Raw genomic sequence first — 23,121 nt, 5'->3', positions numbered from 1 at the left:
GCGACGTGCCGGCCAGCGGTGACCGGGGCGCGCAGAGCGGACGAACCGGGCTCACCCGCCCCAGCGCGCGAGCAGCCACCGTGCCGCTGCCAGGGCCTCCGACCGCTGGAACGCGCGGAGGGTCGGCATGTTCGGTGGCGCGGGCCGGGATGCCTTCTCGAAGAACGTGCCCGCGAGCCCGGCGAGCACCGCATCGATCGACCCCGGCGTCAGCCCCGCGAACACCGGGTGCGTCGCCAGGTGGTGGTCCACGTCGACGTCCTCGCCGCGCACCACCGCGTCGAGCAGGTACGTCAGCGCGTCCAGCCAGTGGGCGCCGACACCAGCCCAGGGCCAGTCGACCACCCAGACCACGCCCTCGCGGTCGACGAGCAGGTTGTCGGCACGGCAGTCGAGGTGCACGAGGTGGTCCCCGTCGACCGCTGCCGCAGCGTTCCGAGCGGCGGCGGCGAACCGCGGTGCGACGGCGGCGACATCGGCCGGGACCACTGCCGGCAGCCCGTCGGTGGTCATCCGGTCCCACGCGGCGAACTCCTCCGCCAGCTCGGACGACACCCGCGGGAGGTCGGCGAGCGCGCCGGTGGCCACCGGCAGGGTGTCCAGCGCATCGAGCACGGCCGCGACGTCGCTGCCGTCGCGCGCGACGCCGGGGTGGCGCCCGTCGACGTCGTCGAGGACCAGCGCGATCCAGTCGTCACCGTCCACGACGGCGGTGAGCGACGCCCTGAGCCGGGGTGCCTGCACACCGGACGGCAGCGCGGAGACGACCCGGGCCTCCCGTTCGTGGAGTCCGAACCCGTCCGGGTTCCGCGACCGCGACAGCGTCTTGACGAACGCCCGAGCGCCGTCCGCGGTCGTGACCCGGTCGGCACCGCCGGGGGAGTACCCGCCCGCCTGCGACACGGCATCGACGACCGGGCCCCCGAGCACCTGCTCGACACGGCGCCGCAGGTCGGTCGGGACGGCGGCCCACGTGGTTCTCCCCATGCCGTCCGACCGTACCGGAGGGGGACCCTGAGGGAGCGTTCATCGTTGTGCGCTCATGGCAACATTGCGTTGCCCGCAACACTGCTCGTGATGTAAAGTTGCAGCGTCTGCAACGAAGCGGACCGCACTCCACACGAACCGCTCCGAAGGACCTCCCATGTCAACTGCCACCGCACCAGTCCAGGTGTCGAGCGGGCGATCGTCGGCACCGGCCAGCACGCCGGGCAAGCCGATCATGTCGCACCGCCAGATCCTCCTCGTCATCTACGGCCTGATGGCGGGGATGTTCCTGTCCTCGCTCGACCAGACGATCGTCGGCACGGCGATCCGCACGATCGGCGACGACCTGCACGGGCTCGACCAGCAGGCCTGGGTCACGACCGCCTACCTCATCGCCAGCACCATCACGACCCCGATCTACGGCAAGCTCTCCGACGTCTTCGGCCGCCGCCCGCTCTACATCTTCGGCATCGCGGTCTTCATCCTCGGCTCGCTGCTGTCCACGCTGTCGACCTCGATGGTCATGCTCGCGGCCTTCCGCGCCTTCCAGGGCATCGGCGCGGGCGCGCTGATGTCGCTGCCGCTCGCGATCATGGGCGACATCCTCGCCCCGCGCGAGCGCGCCAAGTACCAGGGGTACTTCCTGGCCGTGTTCGGCATCTCGAGCGTCATCGGCCCGCTCATCGGCGGTCTGTTCGCCGGTGCCGACCAGATCCTCTGGATCACCGGCTGGCGCTGGGTCTTCCTGGTGAACGTCCCGATCGGCGTGGGCGCGCTGCTCATGGTCATCGCGTTCCTGCACCTGCCGAAGTTCGGCGACGCCAAGGCGAAGCCGCGCATCGACTGGTGGGGTGCCACGGCGGTCATCGCCACGCTCGTCCCGCTGCTGCTGGTCGCGGAACAGGGTCGCACGTGGGGCTGGGGCTCGGCGGCCGCGATCGCCTGCTACGTGATCGGCGCCGTCGGGCTCGTCACCTTCCTGGTCGTCGAGACGCTCATGAAGGACGACGCGATCATCCCGCTCAAGCTCTTCCGCTCGGGCGTCTTCTCGATGGCCACGATCCTCGGCTTCCTGGTCGGGTTCGCGATGTTCGGCGCGATGCTGACCATCCCGCTCTACCTGCAGATCGTCACCGGGCTGACCCCGACCGAGTCCGGCTTCGCCACGCTGCCGATGATCGGTGGCCTGATGATCGCCTCGATCGCGTCCGGGCAGATCGTGGCCCGCACGGGGCGGTACCGGATCTTCCCGGTCATCGGCACCGCGTTCACCGCGATCGGGTACGTCTTCCTGACGTTCATGACGATCGACAAGCCGCTGTGGTTCCTGATGATCGGCATGTTCTTCATCGGGCTCGGCCTCGGCCAGCTCATGCAGAGCATCACGCTCGCCTCGCAGAACTCCGTCCAGCCGCGCGACATGGGTGTGGCCACGTCGTCGGCGACGTTCTTCCGCCAGATCGGTGGCACGCTCGGCACCGCGGTCCTGCTCTCGATCCTGTTCTCGGTGATGCCGGCGAACATCGTCAGCGCCACGGCGGACAAGGGCAACCTGACCGACGGACTCGACGCCGCCCTCAACCCGACCGTCGCCTCGGCGAAGGCGAACCAGGGCGTCATGGACCAGATCTGGGACCCGATCGTCACGCCGGTCAAGCAGAACGTGGCGTCGGGCCTGCAGTCCGGCACCGCCGCGGCGAAGCAGGCGGCCGACCAGGCCGTCACGCAGCAGGTCACCGCGGCCGTCCAGGCACAGGTCGCTGCTGGCACCGTGCCCGCGGCCGCCGCGCAGACGGTCATCGACCAGCAGGTCGCGGCCGCCACGCCGGCAGCCGAGGCCCAGGCGCTCGAGTCCGCCGCGACCAAGGCCCACGCCACGGTGCAGGACGGCGCGCTCGTCGTCGACTGGTCGAACGCCTCCGACCGCCGGTACTGGGTCGACCAGGTCGTCCCGTCGCTCGTCAAGCAGCTCGACAAGGGCACGGGGTCGTCCTCCGGTTCCAGTGCCGACACCAGCGACACGTCGTTCCTGAACGGCGCGGCACCGGCGCTGACCAGGCCGTTCATGACCGGGTTCAACACCTCGGCCGTGACCGTGTACTGGGTCGGCCTCGGCGTGATCCTGCTGGCCTTCGTCCTCAGCTGGTTCTTCAAGGCGCCGCCGCTCCGCAAGAGCTCGGCCCTGCAGGAGCAGGCCGACGCCGACGGCACGGCGGACGACCTCGAGGTCCAGGCGGCCCAGGCCGCCACCACGATGGGCTCGCTCACGGCGCCGTCCACCGGTTCGGTCCCCGTCCAGCGGACCGGCTCGGCGAAGTAGGCACCCGGGGCCTCCCGCACCACGCGGGAGGCCCCGACCTGCACCAGGAGCACCTCGTGAGCACCAGCACCAGCCCCAGCACCAGCATCGACAGCGAGTCCTGCGGGCTGCGGGAGCGCAAGAAGCAGCGCACCCGCCAGGCCATCCACGAGTCGGCCATGCGGCTGGTCACCGAGCGCGGACTCGCCGGCGTCACGGTCGAGGAGATCTGTGACGACGCGGGGGTCTCGCCGCGCACGTTCTTCAACTACTTCCCGACCAAAGGCAACGCCGCGCTCGGGCTGGCCGCCGCGGCCGTGTCCGACCAGGCCCGCGCGGCCTTCACCGATGCCGAGGGCCCGCTGGTCGCAGACCTGTGCGCCCTGGTCGCCCGCACCCTCGAACTGCCCACCGACCGCGGCAGCATGAAGGCGCTCGTGCAGGCCAGGCCGGAGATGGTCCCCACCATGCTGCAGTGGATGGCGGACGCCCGGGTCGCGGTGCACCGGGTGGCGTGCGAGCGCACCGACGCCGCCACCGCCAGCACGGCGGTCACGCTGGTCATGGCTGCGGTCATCGAGACCGCGCACCGAGCGGACGCTGACGCAGCCGACGCCCCCGACGCCTCCGACGCGTTCACGTCGCGGGTGCGCGCGGTCGTGCGCGAGATGGGCGTGCTCGCCGCGTCCTGAGCTGGGCCGCGGCTGAGCGGCAGTGCGGCGGCGCGGCTGTGCAGCTGCGCCGAGTCTCGGCTCTGCGGACAGATTGCGCCGTCCGGACGCCGCAGGATGTCCGCCGGGCCGAGACTCGGCGGCGCCCGCGTGGGCGGCACTTGGATCGGCACCGGCACCGGCACCGGCACCGCCGCCGGACGGGAGGCGCGGCACCGGTCCGGCACCGAGCCTCCCGTCCGGCGGCCACGCGCGTTCCGACCTGCCGCCTCGCGCTCGGTGGGTCGATTCGCGCATGGTGGGTTGGAACTTCCGCCTGAGCATGCGCGAATCGACTCACCACGCGCGGAACGACCGGGCACGCGCGGAACGACCGGCCACGGGACGACACGTGCCAGTCATCGGACCGATCGCATCCGGAATCCGCGCTTTCGTCATCAAAGAAGTGCTTGACGCGCCAGACATCCGATGTTTTGATGTCCTCGTTCGGTCGACGACGACCGGACGGGCAGGAGCAACGATGAGCCGCATCACCGGTCTGCGGGTCCGCGACATCCGGTTCCCCACCTCGCGGGAACACGACGGGTCGGACGCGATGAACCCCGACCCCGACTACTCGGCCGCCTACGTCGAACTCACCACCGACGCCCTCGACGGCCACTCCGGATCCGCGTTCGTCTTCACGATCGGCCGCGGCAACGAGGTGCAGGAGGCAGCGATCGCCGCACTCCGCGGGCACGTCGTCGGCCGGGACGCCGAGGCGCTCCTGGCGGACATGGGCGGCACCTGGCGCAGCATGGTCCACGACTCGCAGCTGCGGTGGCTCGGCCCGGAGAAGGGCGTGATGCACATGGCGATCGGCGCCGTCGTGAACGCGCTCTGGGACCTGCGCGCCAAGCGTGCCGGACAGCCGCTGTGGGCGCTGCTGGCGGACATGAGCCCACAGGAACTCGTCGACCTGGTCGACTTCCGCTACCTCACCGACGCGATCACCCCGGACGAGGCCCTCGCCATGCTGGAGCAGGCAGAGCCCCACCGTGCCGAGCGCCGCCGCACGCTGGAGCAGTCGGGCTACCCCGCCTACACGACCACGCCCGGGTGGCTCGGCTACGACGACGACAAGCTCGCCCGCCTGTGCCGCGAGGCGGTCGAGGAGGGCTTCACCCAGATCAAGCTCAAGGTCGGCGGCGATGTCGACGAGGACGTCCGACGTCTGGGGATCGCGCGTCGGGTCGTCGGTCCGGACGTCAAGATCGCGATCGACGCGAACCAGCGGTGGGACGTCGACGCCGCTGTGGCCTGGGTCGACCGGCTGCGGGAGTTCGACATCGCGTGGGTCGAGGAGCCGACGAGTCCCGACGACGTCCTCGGGCACGCCGAGATCGCCCGCCGGATCGCCCCGATCCCGGTCGCGACGGGCGAGCACATGGCGAACCGGGTGATCGCGAAGCAGCTCATCCAGGCCGACGCCATGCGCGTGCTGCAGATCGACGCGACCCGGGTGGCCGGCGTGAACGAGAACATCGCGATCCTGCTGCTGGCCGCCAAGCACGGTGTCCGGGTCTGCCCACACGCCGGCGGGGTCGGGCTGTGCGAGGCCGTGCAGCACCTGTCGATGTTCGACGCGGTGGCACTGACCGGGCAGCTCGAGGGCCGCTACATCGAGTTCGTCGATCACCTGCACGAGCACTTCGTGACCCCGGTCGACGTGCACGGGGGCCGCTACTGGGCCCCGACCGCACCCGGGGGCGGCACCGAGATGCTCGCCGACTCCCTCGACACGTACACCTACCCCGACGGTCCGGTCTGGGCGTCGACGTCCGCCGGCGACCCAGTCCGCGACGCGGTCCGCGTCGCCTGACCACCTCCCGAACACGACTCACATCCAGCACCACGACGAAGTGGAGACACCGATGCAACGACGACTCATCGCGGGGCTCGCGGCAGCAGCTGCCGTGACCCTCGTGCTGACGGGCTGTTCCTCCGGCAGCAGCGCCGGCGGCAGCCAGTCCAAGGACGCCATGACCTGGTCCATGTGGATCGCCGGGAAGGAGGACAAGGCCGCCTGGCAGAAGGTCGCCGACAGCGTGAAGAGCGAGGACGGCATCACCCTGACGATCCAGGGCGCCCCCTTCGAGAACTACTTCACGAAGCTCAGCACGCAGCTGAGCGCCGGCAGTGCCCAGTGCGTCGTGAGCATGCAGTCGCTGCGCACGGCGAACTACACCGAGTCGCTGCTGCCGCTCGACGACCTGGCGAAGAAGGACGGCACGGACCTGTCCGCGTTCGACAGCACGGCGCTCGACGGCATGAAGGTCGACGGCAAGCTCTACGGCCTGCCGTACGACACCGGCCCCATCATGATGTTCTACAACAAGGACCTGTTCCAGAAGGCCGGTGTGGACGAGCCGAAGCCGGGATGGACGACCGACCAGTTCGAGGCAGCGGGCGCCGCCCTCAAGGCGAAGGGCATCACCGAGTTCGGCTCGACCGTGTCCGACCTCAACCTCGAGTCGATGGTCTACGGCTACAACGGTGGCCGCGTGATCACGAAGTCGGGCGGGATCGACGCGACGGACTCGAAGTTCGCGGACGGTCTGGACTGGCTCGGCAGCCTGGTCAAGAAGGGCTACGCCACCCAGGCGTCGTCGGACGGGTCGCAGTCGAGCAACGACTTCGCCGCCGGCAAGGTCGCGATGTACACCGACGGCCCGTGGTCGCTGATCAGCCAGAAGGCCAAGGTCAAGTTCGACCTCGGCGTCACGACGCTGCCCTCCGGCACGTCCGGTCCGTCGACCTTCGCCGCCGGCTCCGGCTTCGGCATCTCGAAGCAGTGCAAGTACCCGGAGCAGGCGTTCAAGGCCGTCCAGACGATGACGAGCGAGAAGGTCCTGACGTCGCTCGCCGAACAGGGCCGTGCGTTCCCCGGTCGCACTGCGGCCCAGAGCGCGTGGTACTCGAGCGCCGGCATCCCGGGTGCCGAGGACGCGCTCAAGGCCGCCCTCGCGAAGTCGTCGCCGCTGCTCGGCAACAAGCAGAGCGACCAGCTCTCCCAGCTGTTCACGCAGTACGCGTTGCAGGCGGTGAACGGACAGTCCTCCGGCAAGGAGACCATGTCCTCGATCGCCGGCCAGCTCGGCACGCAGTAGCCGGCGCGCCACTCGTCGGACTGGAGGCGCGGGTCGACCCCGCCCCGCGCCTCCCGTCCCACACCACCATCCATCAGGACCCGCGTGAACGACGAGGAGGTCGTCGCATGACCACCATCCAGGACCCACCGGCACCGGCCGTCCCCGCCGTCGCCACCGCGGTGGCCGGCTCGGCCGCGCCGAGCAGGACCGGGGACGACGACGCCTCGGGCGGCCGCCGCTCGTGGTGGGGGGCCGCCTTCGCCGCACCGCACTCGATCGGCCTCGTCGTCTTCACGGCGTTCCCGATCATCGCCTCGCTCGTCGTGAGCTTCATGAACTGGCCGACGCTCGGTGCGCGGTCGTTCGCCGGCATCGAGAACTACGTCCGGCTGTTCAGCGATCCGGTGTTCCGCACGGTCACCCTCAACACGGCGCTGTTCGTGGTGCTGTACGTGCCGCTGAACCTCGTGGTGTCGCTCGGGCTGGCCGCCTGGCTGACGCCGCGCATCGCCGGGCGCCACGTGTTCCGCGTGCTGTTCTTCATCCCGACCATCACGCCGATCGTCGCGAACGTCGTGGTCTGGCGGATGCTCTACCAGCCCGGTGGCGCGATCGACGCGTCCCTGCAGTCGACCGTGGGCGTGCACGCGCCGAACTTCCTGGCCGACGAGCACTGGGCGATGCTCGCCATCGTGGCGATGAGCGTCTGGCAGGGGTTCGGCTACAACATGCTGATCTTCTCGGCCGCGCTCGACGGCGTGCCGGAGAACCAGATCGAGGCCGCGCAGCTCGACGGCGCCAACGCCTGGCAGACCTTCTGGGCGATCAAGTTCCCGCTCATCTCCCCGTCGGTGTTCTTCGCGACGATGATGACGCTGATCACCTCGTTCCAGGTGTTCGTGCAGCCCTTCGTCCTGACCAAGGGCGGACCGGGCACCGCGACGGAGACCCTGGTGCAGTACATCTACAACACCGGCTTCCAGAACCAGCAGCTCGGACTCGCGTCCGCCGGCGCCTGGGTGCTGTTCGTCATCATCCTCGGGATCACGGCCGTCCAGTTCCTCGGGCAGAAGCGGTGGGTGCACTATGAGTGAAGCGGTCCGCGGGCGCCTCGGCGCCACCACGTCGAACCGGACGGTCAACCCCCGCGCCGTCGCACGGACCCGCTCCGCGCCGCGGCCCGGGCGCGTCCGGCACGCGATCGGCTACGCGCTGCTCTGCCTCGTCGCGCTGCTGTTCGTCGCACCCCTGATCTACATGGTCGCGACGAGCCTGAAGCCCGCCGACCAAGTCTTCACGACGCCGCCGACGCTCTGGGGACGCTCGTTCGAGTGGGACAACTACGTGCAGGCGTTCACCTACCTGCCGTTCGCACGCTTCATCCTGAACGGGGTGTTCGTCGCCGCTGCCGGCACCGCGATCAACGTGGCCGTGGCCGTGCTCTCCGGGTACGCGTTCTCGCGGCTCCGGTGGCGCGGACGCAACACGGTGTTCCTGCTGTTCCTGGTCACGCTGATGATCCCGCAGGACGTCCTGGTGATCCCGATGTACGTGATGATGCAGGGCTTCGGGTGGGTGGACACGTTCCAGGCGCTCATCATCCCGTGGGCGTTCACCGCGCTCGGCGCGTTCCTCATCCGGCAGTTCTTCCTGACCGTGCCGCAGGAGCTCGACGACGCCGCCCGGGTGGACGGCGCCGGCCCGGTCCGCACCTTCTTCTCGGTGATGCTCCCGCTCGCGCGGCCGACCACCGCGGTCCTGGCCGTGTTCTCGTTCATCTCCTACTGGAACTCGTTCCTGTGGCCCCTGGTCGTCGTCAACGACGTCGAGGCCCACGGCACGATCCCGCTCGGCCTGCAGCAGTTCTTCGGCCAGCAGGGCAGCGAGTGGAACCTCGTCATGGCCGCGTCGGTGATCTCGATGCTGCCGACCGTGATCCTGCTGATCCTGCTGCAGAAGCACCTCGTCAAGGGCATCGTCACCTCCGGCCTCGGTGGCCGGTAGCCGCCCGAACCCCGAAAGGAAACTCCGTGACCATCACCGCCCCCGCCGAGCCGCAGACCGCGACCGACGCCACCGGCCTGCCCGCCTGGTTCACCCACGACCGCTTCGGCATGTTCATCCACTGGGGCCTGTACGCCCTGCCGGCTCGGCACGAGTGGATCAAGAACCGTGAGTTCATCACCGAGGACGCCTACCAGCGGTACTTCGACCACTTCGACCCGGACCTGTTCGACGCGGCCGACTGGGCCCGGCGCGCGCGGCTCGCGGGCATGAAGTACGTCGTGCTCACCACGAAGCACCACGAGGGATTCTGCCTGTGGGACTCCGCGCTCACCGACTACAAGTCCACGAACACCCCCTTCGGCCGCGACATCGTGCGTGAGTTCGTCGACGCCGTCCGCGCCGAGGGGCTGAAGGTCGGCTTCTACCACTCGCTCATCGACTGGCACCACCCGGACTTCACGATCGACGGGCACCACCCGCGGCGGGAGGACGGCGAGGCCGAGATCGCCCGACTGAACGAGGGCCGCGACATGGCCCGCTACCGCGAGTACCTGCACGGCCAGGTGTCGGAGCTGCTGACGGACTACGGGCAGATCGACTACCTGTTCTACGACTTCTCGTACCGCGAGGACGACCACCACGACGTCTGGGGTGGCAAGGGCCGTGAGGACTGGGGGAGCGACGAACTGCTCGCGCTGACCCGTCGGCTGCAGCCCGGCATCATCGTGAACGACCGACTCGACATCCCCGGCGACATCGTGACGCCGGAGCAGTACCAGCCGGACAAGCCGATGGAGGTCGACGGTGTCCAGGTGCCGTGGGAGGCATGCCAGACGCTGAACGGCTCGTGGGGCTACGACCGCGACAACCAGAACGTCAAGAGCGTCGACCTGCTGGTCCGCATGCTCGTCGACGGGGTGTCGAACAACGGGAACATGCTGCTCAACGTCGGGCCGACGGGGCGCGGCGAGTTCGACGGGGTGTCCCGTGCGACGCTCGACGGGTTCGCCGACTGGATGCACCAGCACGACCGCTCGGTGTACGGCGCCGGGCCGAGTGAGTTCCAGGCGCCGCGGAACGCCGTGTACACGCAGCGGGGCAACCGGCTGTACCTGCACCTGTTCGCCTGGCCGTTCGAGCACGTCCACCTGGCCGGGCTGGCCGGCAGGGTCGAGTACGCGCAGCTGCTGAACGACGCGTCCGAGGTCTTCTTCCGCTCGATCGACCCGTCGGTCCGGGCGCTGACCACCGGCCTCGGTGGGCAGCCGGCCGGGACGCTCACGCTGACGCTGCCCATCCAGCGTCCGGACGTGGCGCTGCCCGTCGTCGAGCTGTTCCTGCGCGACTGATGCAGCGCATCCTGTCGCGGACCCGGCTGCGCGCCGGCCGCGAAGACGACTACGAGCGGGCGCACGCGTCCATCCCGCCGGCCCTCGTGGAACGCCTGCGCGCAGCCGGTGTCGCGAACTGGAGCATCTGGCGGGACGGCCAGGACCTCGTCCACCTGATCGAGGTGTCGGACTACCGTGCCATGCGTCGGTCGCTGGCCGACGACCCCGTGAACGCCGCCTGGCAGGACGTCATCAACCCACTGCTCGAGGCCGACGACGACTACTCCGGGAACGACGACGGCGTGCCGCTGGTGTGGACGCTCGAAGGGCAGGCATGAGCGACGTGGAGTTCGCCCGCGGACCGTTCTGGTTCGGTGGCGCCGGCATCGGGAACCTGCTGCGCGCGGTCTCGGACGACGACGCCCGCGCCACGGTCGACGCGGCGTGGGACGTCGGGGTCCGCGGGTTCGACACGGCGCCGCACTACGGACTCGGGCTGAGCGAGCGGCGGCTCGGCGCGGCCCTCGCCGACCGTCCCCGCGAGGCCTACGCCGTCTCGACCAAGGTCGGTCGGCTGCTCGTGCCGGGGCCGGACGACGGCACGGACGACGACGGCTTCGCGGTGCCGAACGACGTCGTCCGGCAGTGGGACCCCACGCCCGACGGCGTGCGTCGCTCGCTCGACGCGTCGCTCGGGCGGCTCAGGCTCGACCACGTCGACGTGGCGTACCTGCACGACCCCGACGTGTACGACCTGCACGCCGGGCTGACCCAGGCACTGCCGGCGCTCGCCGCACTGCGCGACGAGGGGGTCCTGCGCGCGGTGGGCGTCGGGTCGAACTCGGTCGCGGCGCTGTCCGAGGCCGTCGACACCGGGCTGTGCGACGTCGTGATGCTCGCCGGGCGGTACACGCTGCTCGAACAGCCCGCGGCCGCGCTCGTCGCGACGTGTGCCGAGCGGGGGGTCGACGTGGTCGCGGTCGGGGTGTACAACTCCGGACTGCTCAGCCGTCCCCTGCCGGAGCCGGGGACCACGTACGACTACGCCCCGGCACCGGCCGAGCTCGTCGAGCGGGCACGGACGATCGCCGCCGTGTGCGACCGGCACGGCGTGACGCTGCCCGAGGCCGCGCTGGCCTTCCCCCGCCGGGCCGCGGCGGTCCGCACGATCGCGATCGGCGTGCAGTCGGCGGACCAGGTCCGCGAGAACGCCGCCCGTGCCGCCGCGACGATCCCCGAGGCGCTGTGGGACGACCTGCGCGCCGAGGGCCTGCTGGCGAGCTGAGCAGTCGCGCGGGGGAGCGTCGCACCCCACAACGAACAACGCGCCCCGTCAAGACGGGGCGCGTTGTTCGTGTGCGGGCGCGATCCGCGGTTCGTGTGCGGGCGCGATCCGCGCCGAGGGCAGTCCCTAGTTGCGTGCCCCACGACCCGCGAAACGGGTGTAGAGGAAGAGCACGATGACGGCGCCGATGACGGAACCGATGATGCCGGCCGGCTGGAAGAAGCCGTCCATCGGGTCGTGCTGGAAGATCAGGAACCCGAGGAACCCGCCGACGAACGAACCGACGATGCCGAGCACGATGGTCATGAGGATCGAGATGCTCTGCTTGCCGGGGATGATCAGACGCGCGAGGGCGCCGGCGATCAGTCCGATGATGATCAAGCTGATGATGAGACCGAGCACGGTGTCCTCCTGGTGGTGCGGTGATGGTGGTGCGTACGACACGGCACTGGCAGATCGCCGGTGCCGGTCAGGATCCGATTGAACACGCTCATCGCCGGGTGCGCCCACATCCGCGCGGAGTGGACCGATGCAACGCCGCCGCGCGGGTCAGTCGAGCGACCGCCGCAGCCACCGCTCGACGCCCTCGACGTGGGCCACGACGAGGGCCTGCACGAGCTGCGGGTCGCGGCGTCGGATCGCGTCCACGATGGCCGCGTGCTCGTCGAGCGTGCGCTGGACCGACCCGTTCTGGGTGAGGCCGCGCCACACCCGCACGCGCACGGTCTTGCTCGACAGGGCGTCCAGCAGCCCGGACAGGTACTGGTTGCCGCCGATGCCCGCGATCGTGGCGTGGAACTGCAGGTCGTGGGCGACGAGGTCCTCGACCCCGGTGGTGTCGTCGACCGTCGCCATCAGCGTGGCGAGTTCGTCGATCTGCTGCTCGGACGCCCGGGCCGTCGCCAGCACGGCGGACGCGGGCTCGAGGATGCGCCGGACCTCGAGCAGGTCGACGAGGGACCGGTCGTGGTGCATGTCCACGACGAAGGACACCGCCTCGAGCAGCACCGAGGGCTCGAGCGACGTCACGTAGGTGCCGTCACCACGACGGACGTCGAGCACGCGCACGAGCTCGAGGGCCTTCACCGCTTCGCGCAGGCTGTTCCGCGACAACCCGAGGGACTCGCTGAGTTCCTTCTCCGGGGGCAGCCGCTGCCCGGGCGTCAGCTCACCCGTGACGATCATCTGCTGGATGCGCGCGATCGCGTCGTCGGTCAGCGAAGCCATGGCAGTCCCTCCACCCGGCCACGCTCGGTCGGGACGGATCGACGATACCCGCACCGGGCCTCCCGGACGGGGAGCCCGACCATCAGGCGGGCCGGAGCCGCAGGGCCTGCATCCCGCCGTCGACCGCCAGGTCGACACCCGTCGTCGAGGCCGCCATGGGGCTCGTCAGGTAGGCGACCGCCTCGGCGACCTCCTCCGGGGCGACGAGCCGTCCGTGCGGCTGCCGCGCCTCGAGCGCTGCGCGCTCGGCCGCCGGGTCGTCGGCACTGTCGAGGAGCCGGCCCACCCACGGGGTGTCTGCCGTGCCGGGGTTGACCGCGTTGACGCGGATGCCCTCGCGGAGGTGGTCCGCCGCCATGGCGCGGGTGAGCGCCGCGATCGCGCCCTTGGTCGCGGAGTAGAGCGCGCGCTGCGGCAGGCCGGCGGTCGCGGCGATCGAGCAGGTGTTCACGATGGAGGACCGGCCCGACTCCCGCAGGAACGGCAGGCAGGCCCGGGTCAGCCGGACGGCACCGAGCACGTTGACCTCGTACACGCGGCGCCACTCGTCGTCGGGGTTGTCCTCGACGGTGCCCTGCGCGCCGATGCCCGCGTTGTTGACGAGCACGTCGACGCCACCGAGGGCGTCCGCCGCCGCGGCGACGGCCGCGCGCACGGACGTGTCGTCGCTGACGTCACAGGTGAACGACGGGAAGTCGGCCGAGGGCTGCAGGTCGAGGACGGCCACGCTCGCCCCGCGGTCCCGGAGTGCCACCGCGATCGCGGCGCCGATGCCCGAGGCGCCACCGGTGACGACGGCGCGGAGCCCGTCGTGCGAGCCGGCCATCAGGCCGCACCCATCGTCTGGCGCTGGGTGCCGAGGCCGTCCGCGGTGAGCTCGACGACGTCGCCGGGCTGCAGGTACGGGGCGCCGCTGCCGAGAGCGACACCGGCGGGGGTGCCGGTGCTGATGACGTCACCCGGGTACAGGACCATGAACTGCGACAGGTAGTGCACGATCTCGGCCGGCCGGAAGATCATGTCCGCGGTCGAGCCGTCCTGACGGACCTCCCCGTTCACGGTCAGTCGCAGCGCCAGGTCGGCCGGGTCGATGGCGTCGGCAGTGACCAGCCACGGGCCCAGCGGGTTGAACGTCTCGCAGGACTTGCCCTTGTCCCACTGCCCGCCGCGCTCGATCTGGAACTCGCGCTCTGAGACGTCGTTCGCGATCGTGTAGCCCGCGATGTGCGTGGCGGCCTCGTCCTCGGACTCGCAGTAGCGCGCGGTGGTGCCGATCACGACGGCGAGCTCGATCTCCCAGTCGGTCTTGGCGCTCTTGCGGGGCACCAGCACCTCGTCGTCCGGGCCGATGACCGTCATCGGGTCCTTCATGAACACGATCGGCTCGGTCGGGATCTGAGCGCCGGTCTCGGCGGCGTGGTCGCGGTAGTTCAGGCCGATGCAGACGACCTTGCCGGGCCGGGCGACCGGGGCGCCGCGGCGCAGGGTGTCGGCGTCGGGCAGGACCCCGAGCTCGCCCGCGGCGATCGCGTCCCGCACGCGTGCGACGGGGTCGGCGGCCAGGAACGCACCGGTGATGTCGGCCGTGACCGGACGGAGGTCGTACGCCTGCCCGTCGGTGTCGTGGGCCACGGGGATCTCGTCGCCCGCCGGGCCGAGTCGTGCGAACCGCATCGTTCCTCGCTCTCCGCGCCGCGTCGATGCGGCGCATGCGACCGTCCAGCCGCTGCGCGGTCGCTGTGACCGCGCAGACATCCTATGTCTGCGGTGGGGCCGCGGCAAGGTAGACCCGCTCGGCGGTACGCCGGAACACGGCGTCGCGCTCGTCGTCCGACAGGTCGGCGAGTGCGTCCGAAGCGGTCCGGAGCACCTCGGCGTAGTCGCCCTGCAGCGTGGAGACCGGCCAGTCCGAGCCGAACAGGGACCGGTCCGGGCCGAACGCCTCGACGACCTGTCGGGCGTACCGGGCGACAGGTCGCTCGCGCCAGTCGGTGCCCGCCTCGGTGACCAGGCCGGAGACCTTGCACAGGACGTTGGGTCGCGCGGCCAGGTCGTCCATCCGGGCGCGCCAGGCGATCGCGACGTCAGTGTCGTCGTGGGCGATGTCGGGCTTGCCGGCGTGGTCGAGGACGAAGACGCCGTCCGGGACCGCGTCGACGAGCGTCACCGCCGCCGCGTGTTCCCGATCGCGGACCAGCAGGTCGAACGGCATCCCTGCCGCGGCGAGCACCCGCACGCCGGCCACGACGTCGTCGCGCGCGAGCCAGTCGCGGTCGGGCTCGTCGTGCGCCAGGTGCCGGATGCCGACCAGCCGCGGGCCGCCCTCGCGCTCGAGGTCGACCAGCGCCGCGAGCCGGTCGACGACGTCGGGCGCGGTCAGGTCGACCCAGCCGACGACCCCGGCGACGGGGACGCGCTGCGTCAGGAGCCAGGCGGTCTCGTCCGGGTCGTGCACGGCCTGGACGGCGATCGTGGCCGTGACGTCGGTGCCGGCGACCGCTGCACGCAGGTCGTCGGCGTCGAACCGGCGCCGGATGGGGGCGACGGAGTCGTCCATCCACGGGTAGGCACGCTCGGACGGGTCCCAGAGGTGGTGGTGCGCGTCGACGATCACGTCGCCATCATGCCCGACTCGTCGGATGTCTGTCCGCCCGCGGGCCGGTCAGGCGCGGAGTTCGGGGCCGGACGCGCGTCGGGGTCAGACGACGCCGGACGCCTCGAGCTCGGCACGCAGTTCGGCGTCCGACGGCTCGACGAAGTGCGTGCCGTTCGGCAGCACCACGACGGGGATGTTCTTCCGTCCGCTGATCGCCTCGGCGCGGGCGGCCGCCGACAGGTCCTGCTCCACGTCGACGTACGTGTAGTCGACCCCGAGCGAGTCGAGCAGCGCCTTCGAGCGCCGGCAGTCGCGGCACCAGTCCGCGCCGAACATGGTCACCTGGTCGAACGTCTCGTCGGTCATGCAGAGAGAGTACGTCCGAGCCGTCCGGACCATTCCCGCACGGCTCGGAACGGGTCCGGCGCCACCGGGGCATCCTGGGCGGATGAGCATGCCCGCCGACCTCCCCGTGGACCACCCGCACCACCGTCACGGCTGGTGGTGGAAGACCCTGGTCGTCGGGTTCGTGCTGTGGGTCGTGACGATCGTCGTGACCGTGTACACGAGCAACACCAACCTGGTGCCGACGATCATCCTGCTCGGCAGCTTCCTCGTGCCGTTCACCGTGGTGCTGTTCGTCATCGAGCGGGTCACGGGCACGGTCAGCACGATGCAGCTCGTCACGGCGTTCTTCGTCGGCGGGATCCTCGGCGTGCTCGGCGCCTCCCTGCTCGAGTCGGACCTGCGCCAGGGTGCGTTGATCTACCTCCTGGTCGGCCTGGCCGAGGAGTTCGTCAAGGGCGTGCTGCTGGTCGTCGTCGGGTGGCGGGTCCGCCCGAAGACCGCGCGCCAGGGTGCCCTGCTCGGCGCGACGGTCGGTGCCGGGTTCGCCGCGTTCGAGTCGGCCGGCTACGCCTTCAACGCCGCGATCACCACCCGAGGCATCGACCTGGCGTCCCTGCTGCAGACCGAGGTGCTGCGCGCGATCCTCTCACCCGTCGGGCACGTGCTCTGGACGGCGATCCTCGGCGCGGTGCTGTTCGGCGTCGCGCACGGTCGCCCGCGCTTCCGGTGGACCTGGACCGTGCTCGTCACCTACGTCGTCGTCTCGGTGCTGCACGGACTGTACGACTCGAACTCGACCATCTCGACGGTGCTGGCCTTCCTGCTGACGGGCACGCCGCTGTCGGCCGCGCAGAACGGGGCGGTGCCGTCCTCCGTCGCCGGACTCGTGACCACGCTGTACCTGGTCGGGCTGGCGGTCGTGTCGGCCATCGGCGTCGCGGTGCTCATCGGCGTGCAGGTGCACTTCCGACGTCGCGCCCGCCGCCTCCCCGCCGAGTACACCGACGGCGCCGAGTACGCCGACCAGCAGCCCCGCGTCCCCGGCTGGCACGACGCACCCCCGCCACACGCGCTGCGCTGACCGAGCCCTACGCTGGGACCATGCCGCCGCGCTCCGACCCCGACACGCTGGCGTGGGCCTCGGCGGCCGTCCGGCACCTGGCCCGGACGACCAACATGCTCGTCGCCGCACGGACCTTCCGCATCGTCGGCGGGGACCCGCGCGACGCCGCCGCGCTCGACACCCTGCTGACGGGCCTCGGCGCCCGGGCCGCCAGGTCGGACGACCTCGTCGACCAGCTGTGGTGCCTCGGCACCCCAGACCAGAGCGCCCTCGCGGTGGAGCAGGCCCTCGACCGCCCCCGCGGCCGTACCCTGCTCGTCGTCGACGCGGGCCGCCACGAGCCCGCCGTCGACGAGGACGCCTTCGGCCCGTTGACCCCCGCGCGGCCCGGCGTGCTCGGCATCCCGATGACCGCTGACGACGTCTTCCTGGTCTCGACCGGCCGCGAACCGGAGGACGACCCCGCGGCCGCGTCCCGGGTCCGCTGGGCACGCCGCGGCATGCCGGTCTCCCGCGCCGTCGCGGCCGAGCTCCGCGAGCAGGGACTGCTGCGTGGCACCCGCGTCGGTGTGGCGATGGTGCTCGAACCGAAGACCGCCGTGCTGTCGCTGCTGCTGCGGGACGCCGGCGCCGAGGTCGCGGTGTACGCCCACGCGGACGAGACGGACGACGCGGTCGCCGACGAGCTCCGCCGTGCCGGTCTCCCCGTCTTCGCGGACAGCGCCGCGACCCTGCCCGAGCAGAAGGCCCTGGCGCTCGCGATGCTCGACACCCGCCCGCACGTCCTGCTGGACGACGGCGCGCACGTCATCCGACTCGCGCACCAGGAACGGCCGGACCTGCTCCCGACGATGCTCGGCGCGGCAGAGGAGACCACGAGCGGACTGCGCCCCCTGCGCGTGCTGGAGGACCGGGGCGAGCTCGGCATCCCCGTGGTCGCCGTCAACGACGCCCGCACCAAGACCTCCTTCGACAACCGGTACGGCACCGGGCAGTCGACCGTGTTCGCGACGCTCGACCTGGTCGACGGGCTGCGGTCCGGAACACACCGGGTGGTCCCGGGAGGCTCCGCTGTCGTCGCCGGGTACGGGCACGTGGGCGAAGGGGTCGCCATGGTGCTCCGCGCGCTCGGCTTCCGGGTCACGGTCGCCGAGACGGACCCCGTCCGCGCCCTCCAGGCGCGGTTCGCCGGACATGCTGTCGCACCGCTCGTCGAGGCCGTCCGCGATGCCGACCTGGTGATGAGCGCGACCGGCGTGCGGGACACGATCAGCGTCGCGGTGCTGCGGGCATGCGCCCCCGACGCCGTCGTCGCCGTGGCCGGGGGCGTCGACCAGGAGGTCGCGATCGACGACGCGCTCGCCGCCGGCGCCACCCGCACACCCGTCGGACCGAAGTGCGAGCGGTTCGTGTTCCCGGGCGAGGAGCACGGCGTCCTCGTGCTCGACGACGGCGGGTGCATCAACATCACCGCGGCCGAGGGCAACCCGATCGAGATCATGGACCTGTCCTTCGCCGTGCAGCTCGGTGCCGTCCGGATGCTGCTCGAGCGTGGAGACGAACTCCCGCGGGCCGTCGTCCCGGTCGACCCCGCGGTGGACGAGGTGACCGCCCGCGTGGCGCTGGCCGCGTTCGGCAGCCGAGCCGAGCCTCCCGTCCCGGTCGCTCCGCAGCCCGCGGCCCGCGAGCCGGACGTCCGGACGACCCGCTTCGGGGACCCCGCGTGACCGAGACGACCGTGCACTCGGCGCGCATCGTCGTGCCGATGACCGCGCCGCCCATCGCCGACGGCGCCGTCGCGGTCCGGGACGGACGGATCCTGCACGTCGGCGAGCGCTCATGGGTCGTCGACCAGCTCGACGGGTCCCCGTGGACCGAACGACGGTGGCGCGGTGCACTGCTGCCCGGCCTCGTGAACGCGCACTCGCATCTGCAGTACACCGGCATGGCGAGTGTCGGCCAAGGACGGTACGACGGGTTCGAGGACTGGGCCGCCGCGTTCAACACCGTCTACGCAGGCGAGCACGACTGGCGAGCCGAGGCCGCCGCCGGTGCTGCCCGGTCGATCGTCGCCGGTGTGACGAGCATCGCGGACATCGTCACCGACATCGAGGCGGTCGACGCGCTCGCCGACGCGGGCCTCGGTGGCATCGCCTACTGGGAGGTGATGGACTGGGAGAACGCAGCCTGGCAGGCGCACGGCCGCGACCAGGTGCTCGACGAGCTCGAGCGCGTCCCGACCTCTCCGGGTGCCGGGCTGTCACCGCACGCGCCGTACTCGCTCGACGTCGCCCCGCTGCTCGAGCTGCCCGACATCGTGCGCCAGCGCGGTCTGCGGCTGCACCTGCACCTGGGGGAAGCGGCCTTCGAGGGGGAGCGGCTGGCCGGGCCGGACACGACCGACGAGCACGGGACCGACTGGCACCTGGCGAACGTGCCGTCCTTCCGGGCGATGCGGGCGCTCGGGTTCGGGGCCAGTGCGACCTCGTTCGTCGACCGGCTCGGGGTGCTCGGCCCGGACTGCCACATCGCGCACGGCGTCTACATGACCGCGGCCGACCGCGCGCTGCTCCGTGCCCGCGGCACCGCCGTCGCCCTGTGTCCCCGGTCGAACGCCGTCATCGGGCTCGACCCGCCGCCCGTCGCCGACTACCTGCGCGAGGGCAGCCCGATCGCGATCGGCACCGACTCGCTCTCCTCGTCCCCGTCGCTCGACCTGATGGCCGACGTCACCGCGCTGCACCGGGTCGCCCGCGCGCAGGGGTACGGCGACCGTGACCTGCACGAGCGGCTGCTGTCGGCGGCGACGCTCGGCGGGGCGCACGCGATGGGCCTGGCGGTCGGGCCCGACCGGATCGGGCACCTGGCCGTCGGGGCTCGGGCCGACCTGGCGGTGTTCGACGTGGACGCCCGGACGGTGCCCGACGCGCTCGCCGAACTCGTCGAGGACGGCGCGGGCCGCGCGGTCGCGACCGTCATCCGCGGGCGGGTCCGCGCGCAGGACGCGCAGCTGCGCGCGCAGGACGGGCAGCTGCTCTTGCAGGACGGTCGGCCGTCGCCGGCCGACGCGGGATGATGGTGGCATGGACGGGCAGATGGCACGACGGACGGTCGACGGCGAACTGATCGAGTGGCTCGACGTCCCGAAGCGGGCGATGGCGCTCGGCATGGAGCCGCACCCCGAGGGCGGCTGGTACGTCCGCACGTGGACCTCGCCGGCGACGGTGTCGGTGCCCGGCGGCCAGCGACCCGCGGCGACGCTGATCCACTTCCTGCTGCCCCCGGGCGAGGCGTCCGCATGGCACCGGGTCACGAGCGACGAGATCTGGATGTGGCACGGGCCGGACTCCGTCGAGCTGCAGCTCGGTGGGTCGGGGGAGTCCCCGGAGCCCGGCGCGACGATCACCCTCGGACCGGACGCGGGGCGCGACCGGGTGAACGACGCGCAGGCGTTCGTCCGCGGCGGTGTCTGGCAGCGCACGCTCCCCGGCGAGGGCGAGGTGCTCCTGAGCTGCCTGGTCTCGCCCGGGTTCTCGTTCGAGGACTTCACACTGGCCTGAGCGCACGCGCGTGCGACGTCGCGCGACGCCCAACGCCCGACGTCCTGCGCGTGCTGGTATCCCACCTGCCGGTACACTTCGTGCTGCCCCCCCACCCCCTTGCACGAAGGCCCGACCGTGACTCGATCGTTCCGTCTCTCCCTCGCCATCGCGACCACCGCCGTCGCCGCCCTCGCGCTCACCGCGTGCTCGGCGGGCGGCAGCACGGGCTCGGACGGTGCGGTGACCGACGGCAAGCTCACGATCGCGACCGGGCAGCCCGCGTACTCGCCGTGGGTCGAGGACAACAAGCCGCAGTCCGGCAAGGGCTTCGAGTCCGCAGTGGCGTACGCCGTCGCGAAGGAGATGGGCTACGCGAAGTCCGACGTGGTGTGGAAGCGCAGCACGTTCGACAGCGCCGTCGCTCCGGGCCCGAAGGACTGGGACCTCAACGTCCAGCAGTTCTCGATCTCGTCGCAGCGCAAGAAGGCCGTCGACATGTCGTCGCCGTACTACACGACCACCCAGGCCGTCGTGACGACGAAGCAGTCGAAGGCCGTCGACGACACCACGGTGGCGTCGCTGAAGCAGGACACGATCGGCGTCGCCGCCGGCTCGACGAGCATCACGAGCGTCAAGGACGTGCTCGGCGTGACCCCGCAGGTCTTCAACTCGAACGACGACGCCGTCCTGGCGCTCAAGTCCGGCCAGATCGACGCGATCGTCACCGACCTGCCGACCGCCTTCTACATGTCCGGCGCGCAGCTCGACGACGGCACCGTGTCGGCGCAGTTCCCGGCCGACGGCACGGGCGACCAGTTCGGCTTCGTCCTGCCCAAGGACTCCGGCCTGACGAGCAAGGTCGACAAGGCGCTGAAGACGCTCGACGACGACGGCACGCTCGCCGCCCTGCAGAAGCAGTGGCTGTCGTCGGAGACGAACACGCCCGTGCTGGAGTAGCCCGCGTGTCCGTCCCATCAGGAGCGGGTCCGTCCCTCGCGCCCGCCCCCAGCCAGATCGAGCTCGAGCGCCGCATCCACCGTCGGCAGCGCGGCCGTCGGTCGATCGCGGTGTCCGTCGTGTCGACGCTGGTCGTCCTGGCGGTCGTGTACTTCGGCGTCGTGAACACGCCCGGATGGGCCGCCGTCCAGCAGTCGTTCTTCGACCCGGGCATCGCCGCCTCGACGTTCCCGGACATCCTGCTCGGGCTGTGGCTGAACGTGCGGATCCTGTTCTTTGCGTCGATCGGCGTCGCGGTGTTCGGCACGCTGCTCGCCGTGGTGCGCGGGCTGCAGAGCCCGGTGTTCTTCCCGCTCCGCATGCTGGCCACCGGCTACACCGACCTGTTCCGTGGCCTGCCGCTCATCATCGTGCTGTACCTGGTCGGCTTCGGCCTTCCAGGGCTCGGGGTGTTCCCCCGGCTGCCCCCGGAGTTCTGGGGGACGATCGCGATCGTGCTGACGTACTCGTCGTACGTCGCCGAGGTCCTCCGCGCCGGCATGGAGGCCGTGCACCCCTCCCAGCGCCTGGCCGCCCGGTCGCTCGGCCTGTCCCACACCCAGACGCTCCGCCTGGTCGTGCTGCCGCAGGCGATCCGCAAGGTGACCCCGGCGTTGATGAACGACTTCGTGTCGATGCAGAAGGACGTCGGGCTGGTGTCGATCCTCGGCGCCGTCGACGCCGTGCGGAGCGCCCAGATCGCGCAGGCCGAAACCTACAACTTCACGCCGTACCTGGTCGCCGGGCTGCTGTTCGTCGTGATCAGCCTGCCGCTCATCCGCGTCACCGACGCCATTGCCCGGCGGCAACAGCGCCGCGAACAGATCGGGGGAGCGGTATGACCGACGCACCCGTCCTCGAACTCCGGGGACTGCGCAAGTCGTTCGGCGACCAGCAGGTCCTGCGCGGCATCGACCTGACCCTCGACCGGCACCAGGTCATCTGCGTCATCGGCGCGTCCGGGTCGGGCAAGTCGACGCTGCTCAAGACGGTGAACCTGCTCGAGGGCATCGACGACGGGCAGGTCTTCCTGCAGGGCGCGGACATCTCGGACCCCCGCGTGGACGTCGACGCCACCCGGGCCCGCATCGGCGTGGTGTTCCAGCAGTTCAACCTGTTCCCGCACATCACCGTGCTCGACAACGTCACGCTCGCGTCGCGGAAGGTGCACGGCGTCGACCGGGCCACCGCCGAGGCCACCGCGCGCCGGCTGCTCGACCGGATCGGCCTGGCCGACTTCGCGGGGGCGTACCCGGACCGGCTCTCCGGCGGGCAGCAGCAGCGCGTCGCGATCGTCCGTGCGATCGCGTCCGACCCCGAGCTGCTGCTGCTCGACGAGGTCACGAGCGCGCTCGACCCGATGCTCGTGGGCGAGGTCCTCGACCTGGTGCGCGAGCTCAAGCAGCAGGGCTCCACGATCCTGATGACCACGCACGAGATGCACTTCGCGCGGAACGTCGCCGACCGGATCGTGTTCCTGCACCGTGGTGAGGTCGTCGAGCAGGGACCACCCGCCGCGGTGCTCGACAGCCCGCAGCACCCCGCGCTGGTCGAGTTCCTGGCGCGGGTCGGCGCGTAGCCGCACCAGCCTGGAGGCCCGGTGCCGGTCCGCCGGACCGGCACCGGGCCTCCCGACGG

The 23,121-nt window shown here is 71.4% G+C and carries 23 protein-coding genes; 16 read left to right on the top strand and 7 right to left on the bottom strand.

The genetic code is table 11. The annotated features are described in order from the left end of the window. Positions 1 to 51: 51 nt before the first annotated feature. Positions 52 to 987, bottom strand: a complete 936-nt coding sequence (locus DEJ13_RS15115) for a phosphotransferase (protein ID WP_111106461.1) — start codon at positions 985 to 987, stop codon at positions 52 to 54. Positions 988 to 1,144: 157 nt separating this feature from the next. Between DEJ13_RS15115 and DEJ13_RS15110 the strand changes: the two genes are divergently transcribed. From DEJ13_RS15110 to DEJ13_RS15070, 9 genes are all read left to right on the top strand, one after another. Beyond that, complete coding sequence (locus DEJ13_RS15110) at positions 1,145 to 3,307, top strand: MDR family MFS transporter (protein WP_181436981.1); 2,163 nt, start codon at positions 1,145 to 1,147, stop codon at positions 3,305 to 3,307. Between the two features lie 56 nt (positions 3,308 to 3,363). After that, complete coding sequence (locus DEJ13_RS15105; protein WP_258374057.1) at positions 3,364 to 3,978, top strand: TetR/AcrR family transcriptional regulator; 615 nt, start codon at positions 3,364 to 3,366, stop codon at positions 3,976 to 3,978. Between the two features lie 499 nt (positions 3,979 to 4,477). Then, complete coding sequence (locus DEJ13_RS15100) at positions 4,478 to 5,818, top strand: enolase C-terminal domain-like protein (RefSeq protein WP_111106462.1); 1,341 nt, start codon at positions 4,478 to 4,480, stop codon at positions 5,816 to 5,818. Between the two features lie 52 nt (positions 5,819 to 5,870). After that, entirely contained in the window at positions 5,871 to 7,106 is a 1,236-nt protein-coding gene (locus tag DEJ13_RS15095) for an ABC transporter substrate-binding protein (protein WP_258374058.1), read from the top strand. Between the two features lie 107 nt (positions 7,107 to 7,213). Next, on the top strand, positions 7,214 to 8,182 hold the full coding sequence (locus tag DEJ13_RS15090; protein ID WP_111106464.1) for a carbohydrate ABC transporter permease: 969 nt from the start codon (positions 7,214 to 7,216) through the stop codon (positions 8,180 to 8,182). Beyond that, a complete protein-coding gene (locus DEJ13_RS15085; protein WP_111106465.1) occupies positions 8,175 to 9,092 on the top strand; it encodes a carbohydrate ABC transporter permease in 918 nt (305 codons plus the stop codon). Before DEJ13_RS15090 ends, DEJ13_RS15085 begins: the two co-directional genes overlap by 8 nt. Positions 9,093 to 9,118: 26 nt before the next feature. Then, complete coding sequence (locus DEJ13_RS15080; RefSeq protein WP_111106466.1) at positions 9,119 to 10,444, top strand: alpha-L-fucosidase; 1,326 nt, start codon at positions 9,119 to 9,121, stop codon at positions 10,442 to 10,444. Continuing rightward, positions 10,444 to 10,764, top strand: coding sequence for an L-rhamnose mutarotase (locus DEJ13_RS15075; protein WP_111106467.1), 321 nt, complete (start codon positions 10,444 to 10,446; stop codon positions 10,762 to 10,764). Before DEJ13_RS15080 ends, DEJ13_RS15075 begins: the two co-directional genes overlap by 1 nt. Continuing rightward, complete coding sequence (locus tag DEJ13_RS15070; protein WP_111106468.1) at positions 10,761 to 11,711, top strand: aldo/keto reductase; 951 nt, start codon at positions 10,761 to 10,763, stop codon at positions 11,709 to 11,711. Before DEJ13_RS15075 ends, DEJ13_RS15070 begins: the two co-directional genes overlap by 4 nt. Before the next feature lie 126 nt (positions 11,712 to 11,837). Here the strand turns inward: DEJ13_RS15070 and DEJ13_RS15065 are convergent, their stop codons facing one another. From DEJ13_RS15065 to DEJ13_RS15040, 6 genes are all read right to left on the bottom strand, one after another. Next, positions 11,838 to 12,113, bottom strand: coding sequence for a GlsB/YeaQ/YmgE family stress response membrane protein (locus DEJ13_RS15065; RefSeq protein ID WP_056120750.1), 276 nt, complete (start codon positions 12,111 to 12,113; stop codon positions 11,838 to 11,840). Between the two features lie 147 nt (positions 12,114 to 12,260). Next, positions 12,261 to 12,938, bottom strand: coding sequence for a FadR/GntR family transcriptional regulator (locus tag DEJ13_RS15060; protein ID WP_056120753.1), 678 nt, complete (start codon positions 12,936 to 12,938; stop codon positions 12,261 to 12,263). 82 nt (positions 12,939 to 13,020) lie between these two features. Continuing rightward, positions 13,021 to 13,764, bottom strand: a complete 744-nt coding sequence (locus DEJ13_RS15055; protein WP_056120756.1) for an SDR family NAD(P)-dependent oxidoreductase — start codon at positions 13,762 to 13,764, stop codon at positions 13,021 to 13,023. After that, a complete protein-coding gene (locus tag DEJ13_RS15050) occupies positions 13,764 to 14,612 on the bottom strand; it encodes a fumarylacetoacetate hydrolase family protein (protein ID WP_056120758.1) in 849 nt (282 codons plus the stop codon). Before DEJ13_RS15050 ends, DEJ13_RS15055 begins: the two co-directional genes overlap by 1 nt. Positions 14,613 to 14,694: 82 nt before the next feature. Continuing rightward, complete coding sequence (locus DEJ13_RS15045) at positions 14,695 to 15,552, bottom strand: amidohydrolase family protein (RefSeq protein ID WP_220037562.1); 858 nt, start codon at positions 15,550 to 15,552, stop codon at positions 14,695 to 14,697. A gap of 84 nt (positions 15,553 to 15,636) precedes the next feature. Continuing rightward, entirely contained in the window at positions 15,637 to 15,900 is a 264-nt protein-coding gene (locus DEJ13_RS15040; RefSeq protein ID WP_056120760.1) for a glutaredoxin family protein, read from the bottom strand. An 82-nt stretch (positions 15,901 to 15,982) separates the two neighbouring features. On the opposite strand from DEJ13_RS15040, the gene DEJ13_RS15035 reads away from it, so the two are divergent. The 7 genes from DEJ13_RS15035 (at position 15,983) to DEJ13_RS15005 (ending at position 23,062) form a co-directional block, all read left to right on the top strand. Then, positions 15,983 to 16,963 (top strand): PrsW family glutamic-type intramembrane protease, encoded by a 981-nt coding sequence (locus tag DEJ13_RS15035; protein ID WP_220037563.1) that lies wholly within the window; start codon positions 15,983 to 15,985, stop codon positions 16,961 to 16,963. A 20-nt stretch (positions 16,964 to 16,983) separates the two neighbouring features. Beyond that, positions 16,984 to 18,672 (top strand): adenosylhomocysteinase, encoded by a 1,689-nt coding sequence (locus DEJ13_RS15030; RefSeq protein ID WP_181436982.1) that lies wholly within the window; start codon positions 16,984 to 16,986, stop codon positions 18,670 to 18,672. Next, positions 18,669 to 20,021: an amidohydrolase family protein gene (locus DEJ13_RS15025; protein ID WP_111106472.1), complete on the top strand. Its 1,353-nt coding sequence runs from the start codon at positions 18,669 to 18,671 to the stop codon at positions 20,019 to 20,021. The genes DEJ13_RS15030 and DEJ13_RS15025 overlap by 4 nt, the downstream gene beginning before the upstream one ends. Before the next feature lie 7 nt (positions 20,022 to 20,028). After that, a complete protein-coding gene (locus DEJ13_RS15020; protein WP_258374059.1) occupies positions 20,029 to 20,505 on the top strand; it encodes a cupin domain-containing protein in 477 nt (158 codons plus the stop codon). Positions 20,506 to 20,622: 117 nt separating this feature from the next. Continuing rightward, positions 20,623 to 21,444 carry an ABC transporter substrate-binding protein gene (locus DEJ13_RS15015; RefSeq protein WP_111106473.1) on the top strand — a complete coding sequence of 274 codons (822 nt, stop codon included), beginning with the start codon at positions 20,623 to 20,625 and terminating at the stop codon, positions 21,442 to 21,444. 5 nt (positions 21,445 to 21,449) lie between these two features. Then, positions 21,450 to 22,325, top strand: a complete 876-nt coding sequence (locus DEJ13_RS15010) for an amino acid ABC transporter permease (RefSeq protein WP_111106474.1) — start codon at positions 21,450 to 21,452, stop codon at positions 22,323 to 22,325. Then, positions 22,322 to 23,062, top strand: coding sequence for an amino acid ABC transporter ATP-binding protein (locus DEJ13_RS15005; protein WP_111106475.1), 741 nt, complete (start codon positions 22,322 to 22,324; stop codon positions 23,060 to 23,062). The genes DEJ13_RS15010 and DEJ13_RS15005 overlap by 4 nt, the downstream gene beginning before the upstream one ends. The last annotated feature ends 59 nt before the right edge of the window (positions 23,063 to 23,121 follow it).

The organism is Curtobacterium sp. MCLR17_007, from assembly GCF_003234655.2.
Lineage (GTDB): Bacteria > Actinomycetota > Actinomycetes > Actinomycetales > Microbacteriaceae > Curtobacterium.
Note: the sequence above shows the minus strand (reverse complement) of the source record. Positions and strands in the feature narration are given on the sequence as shown.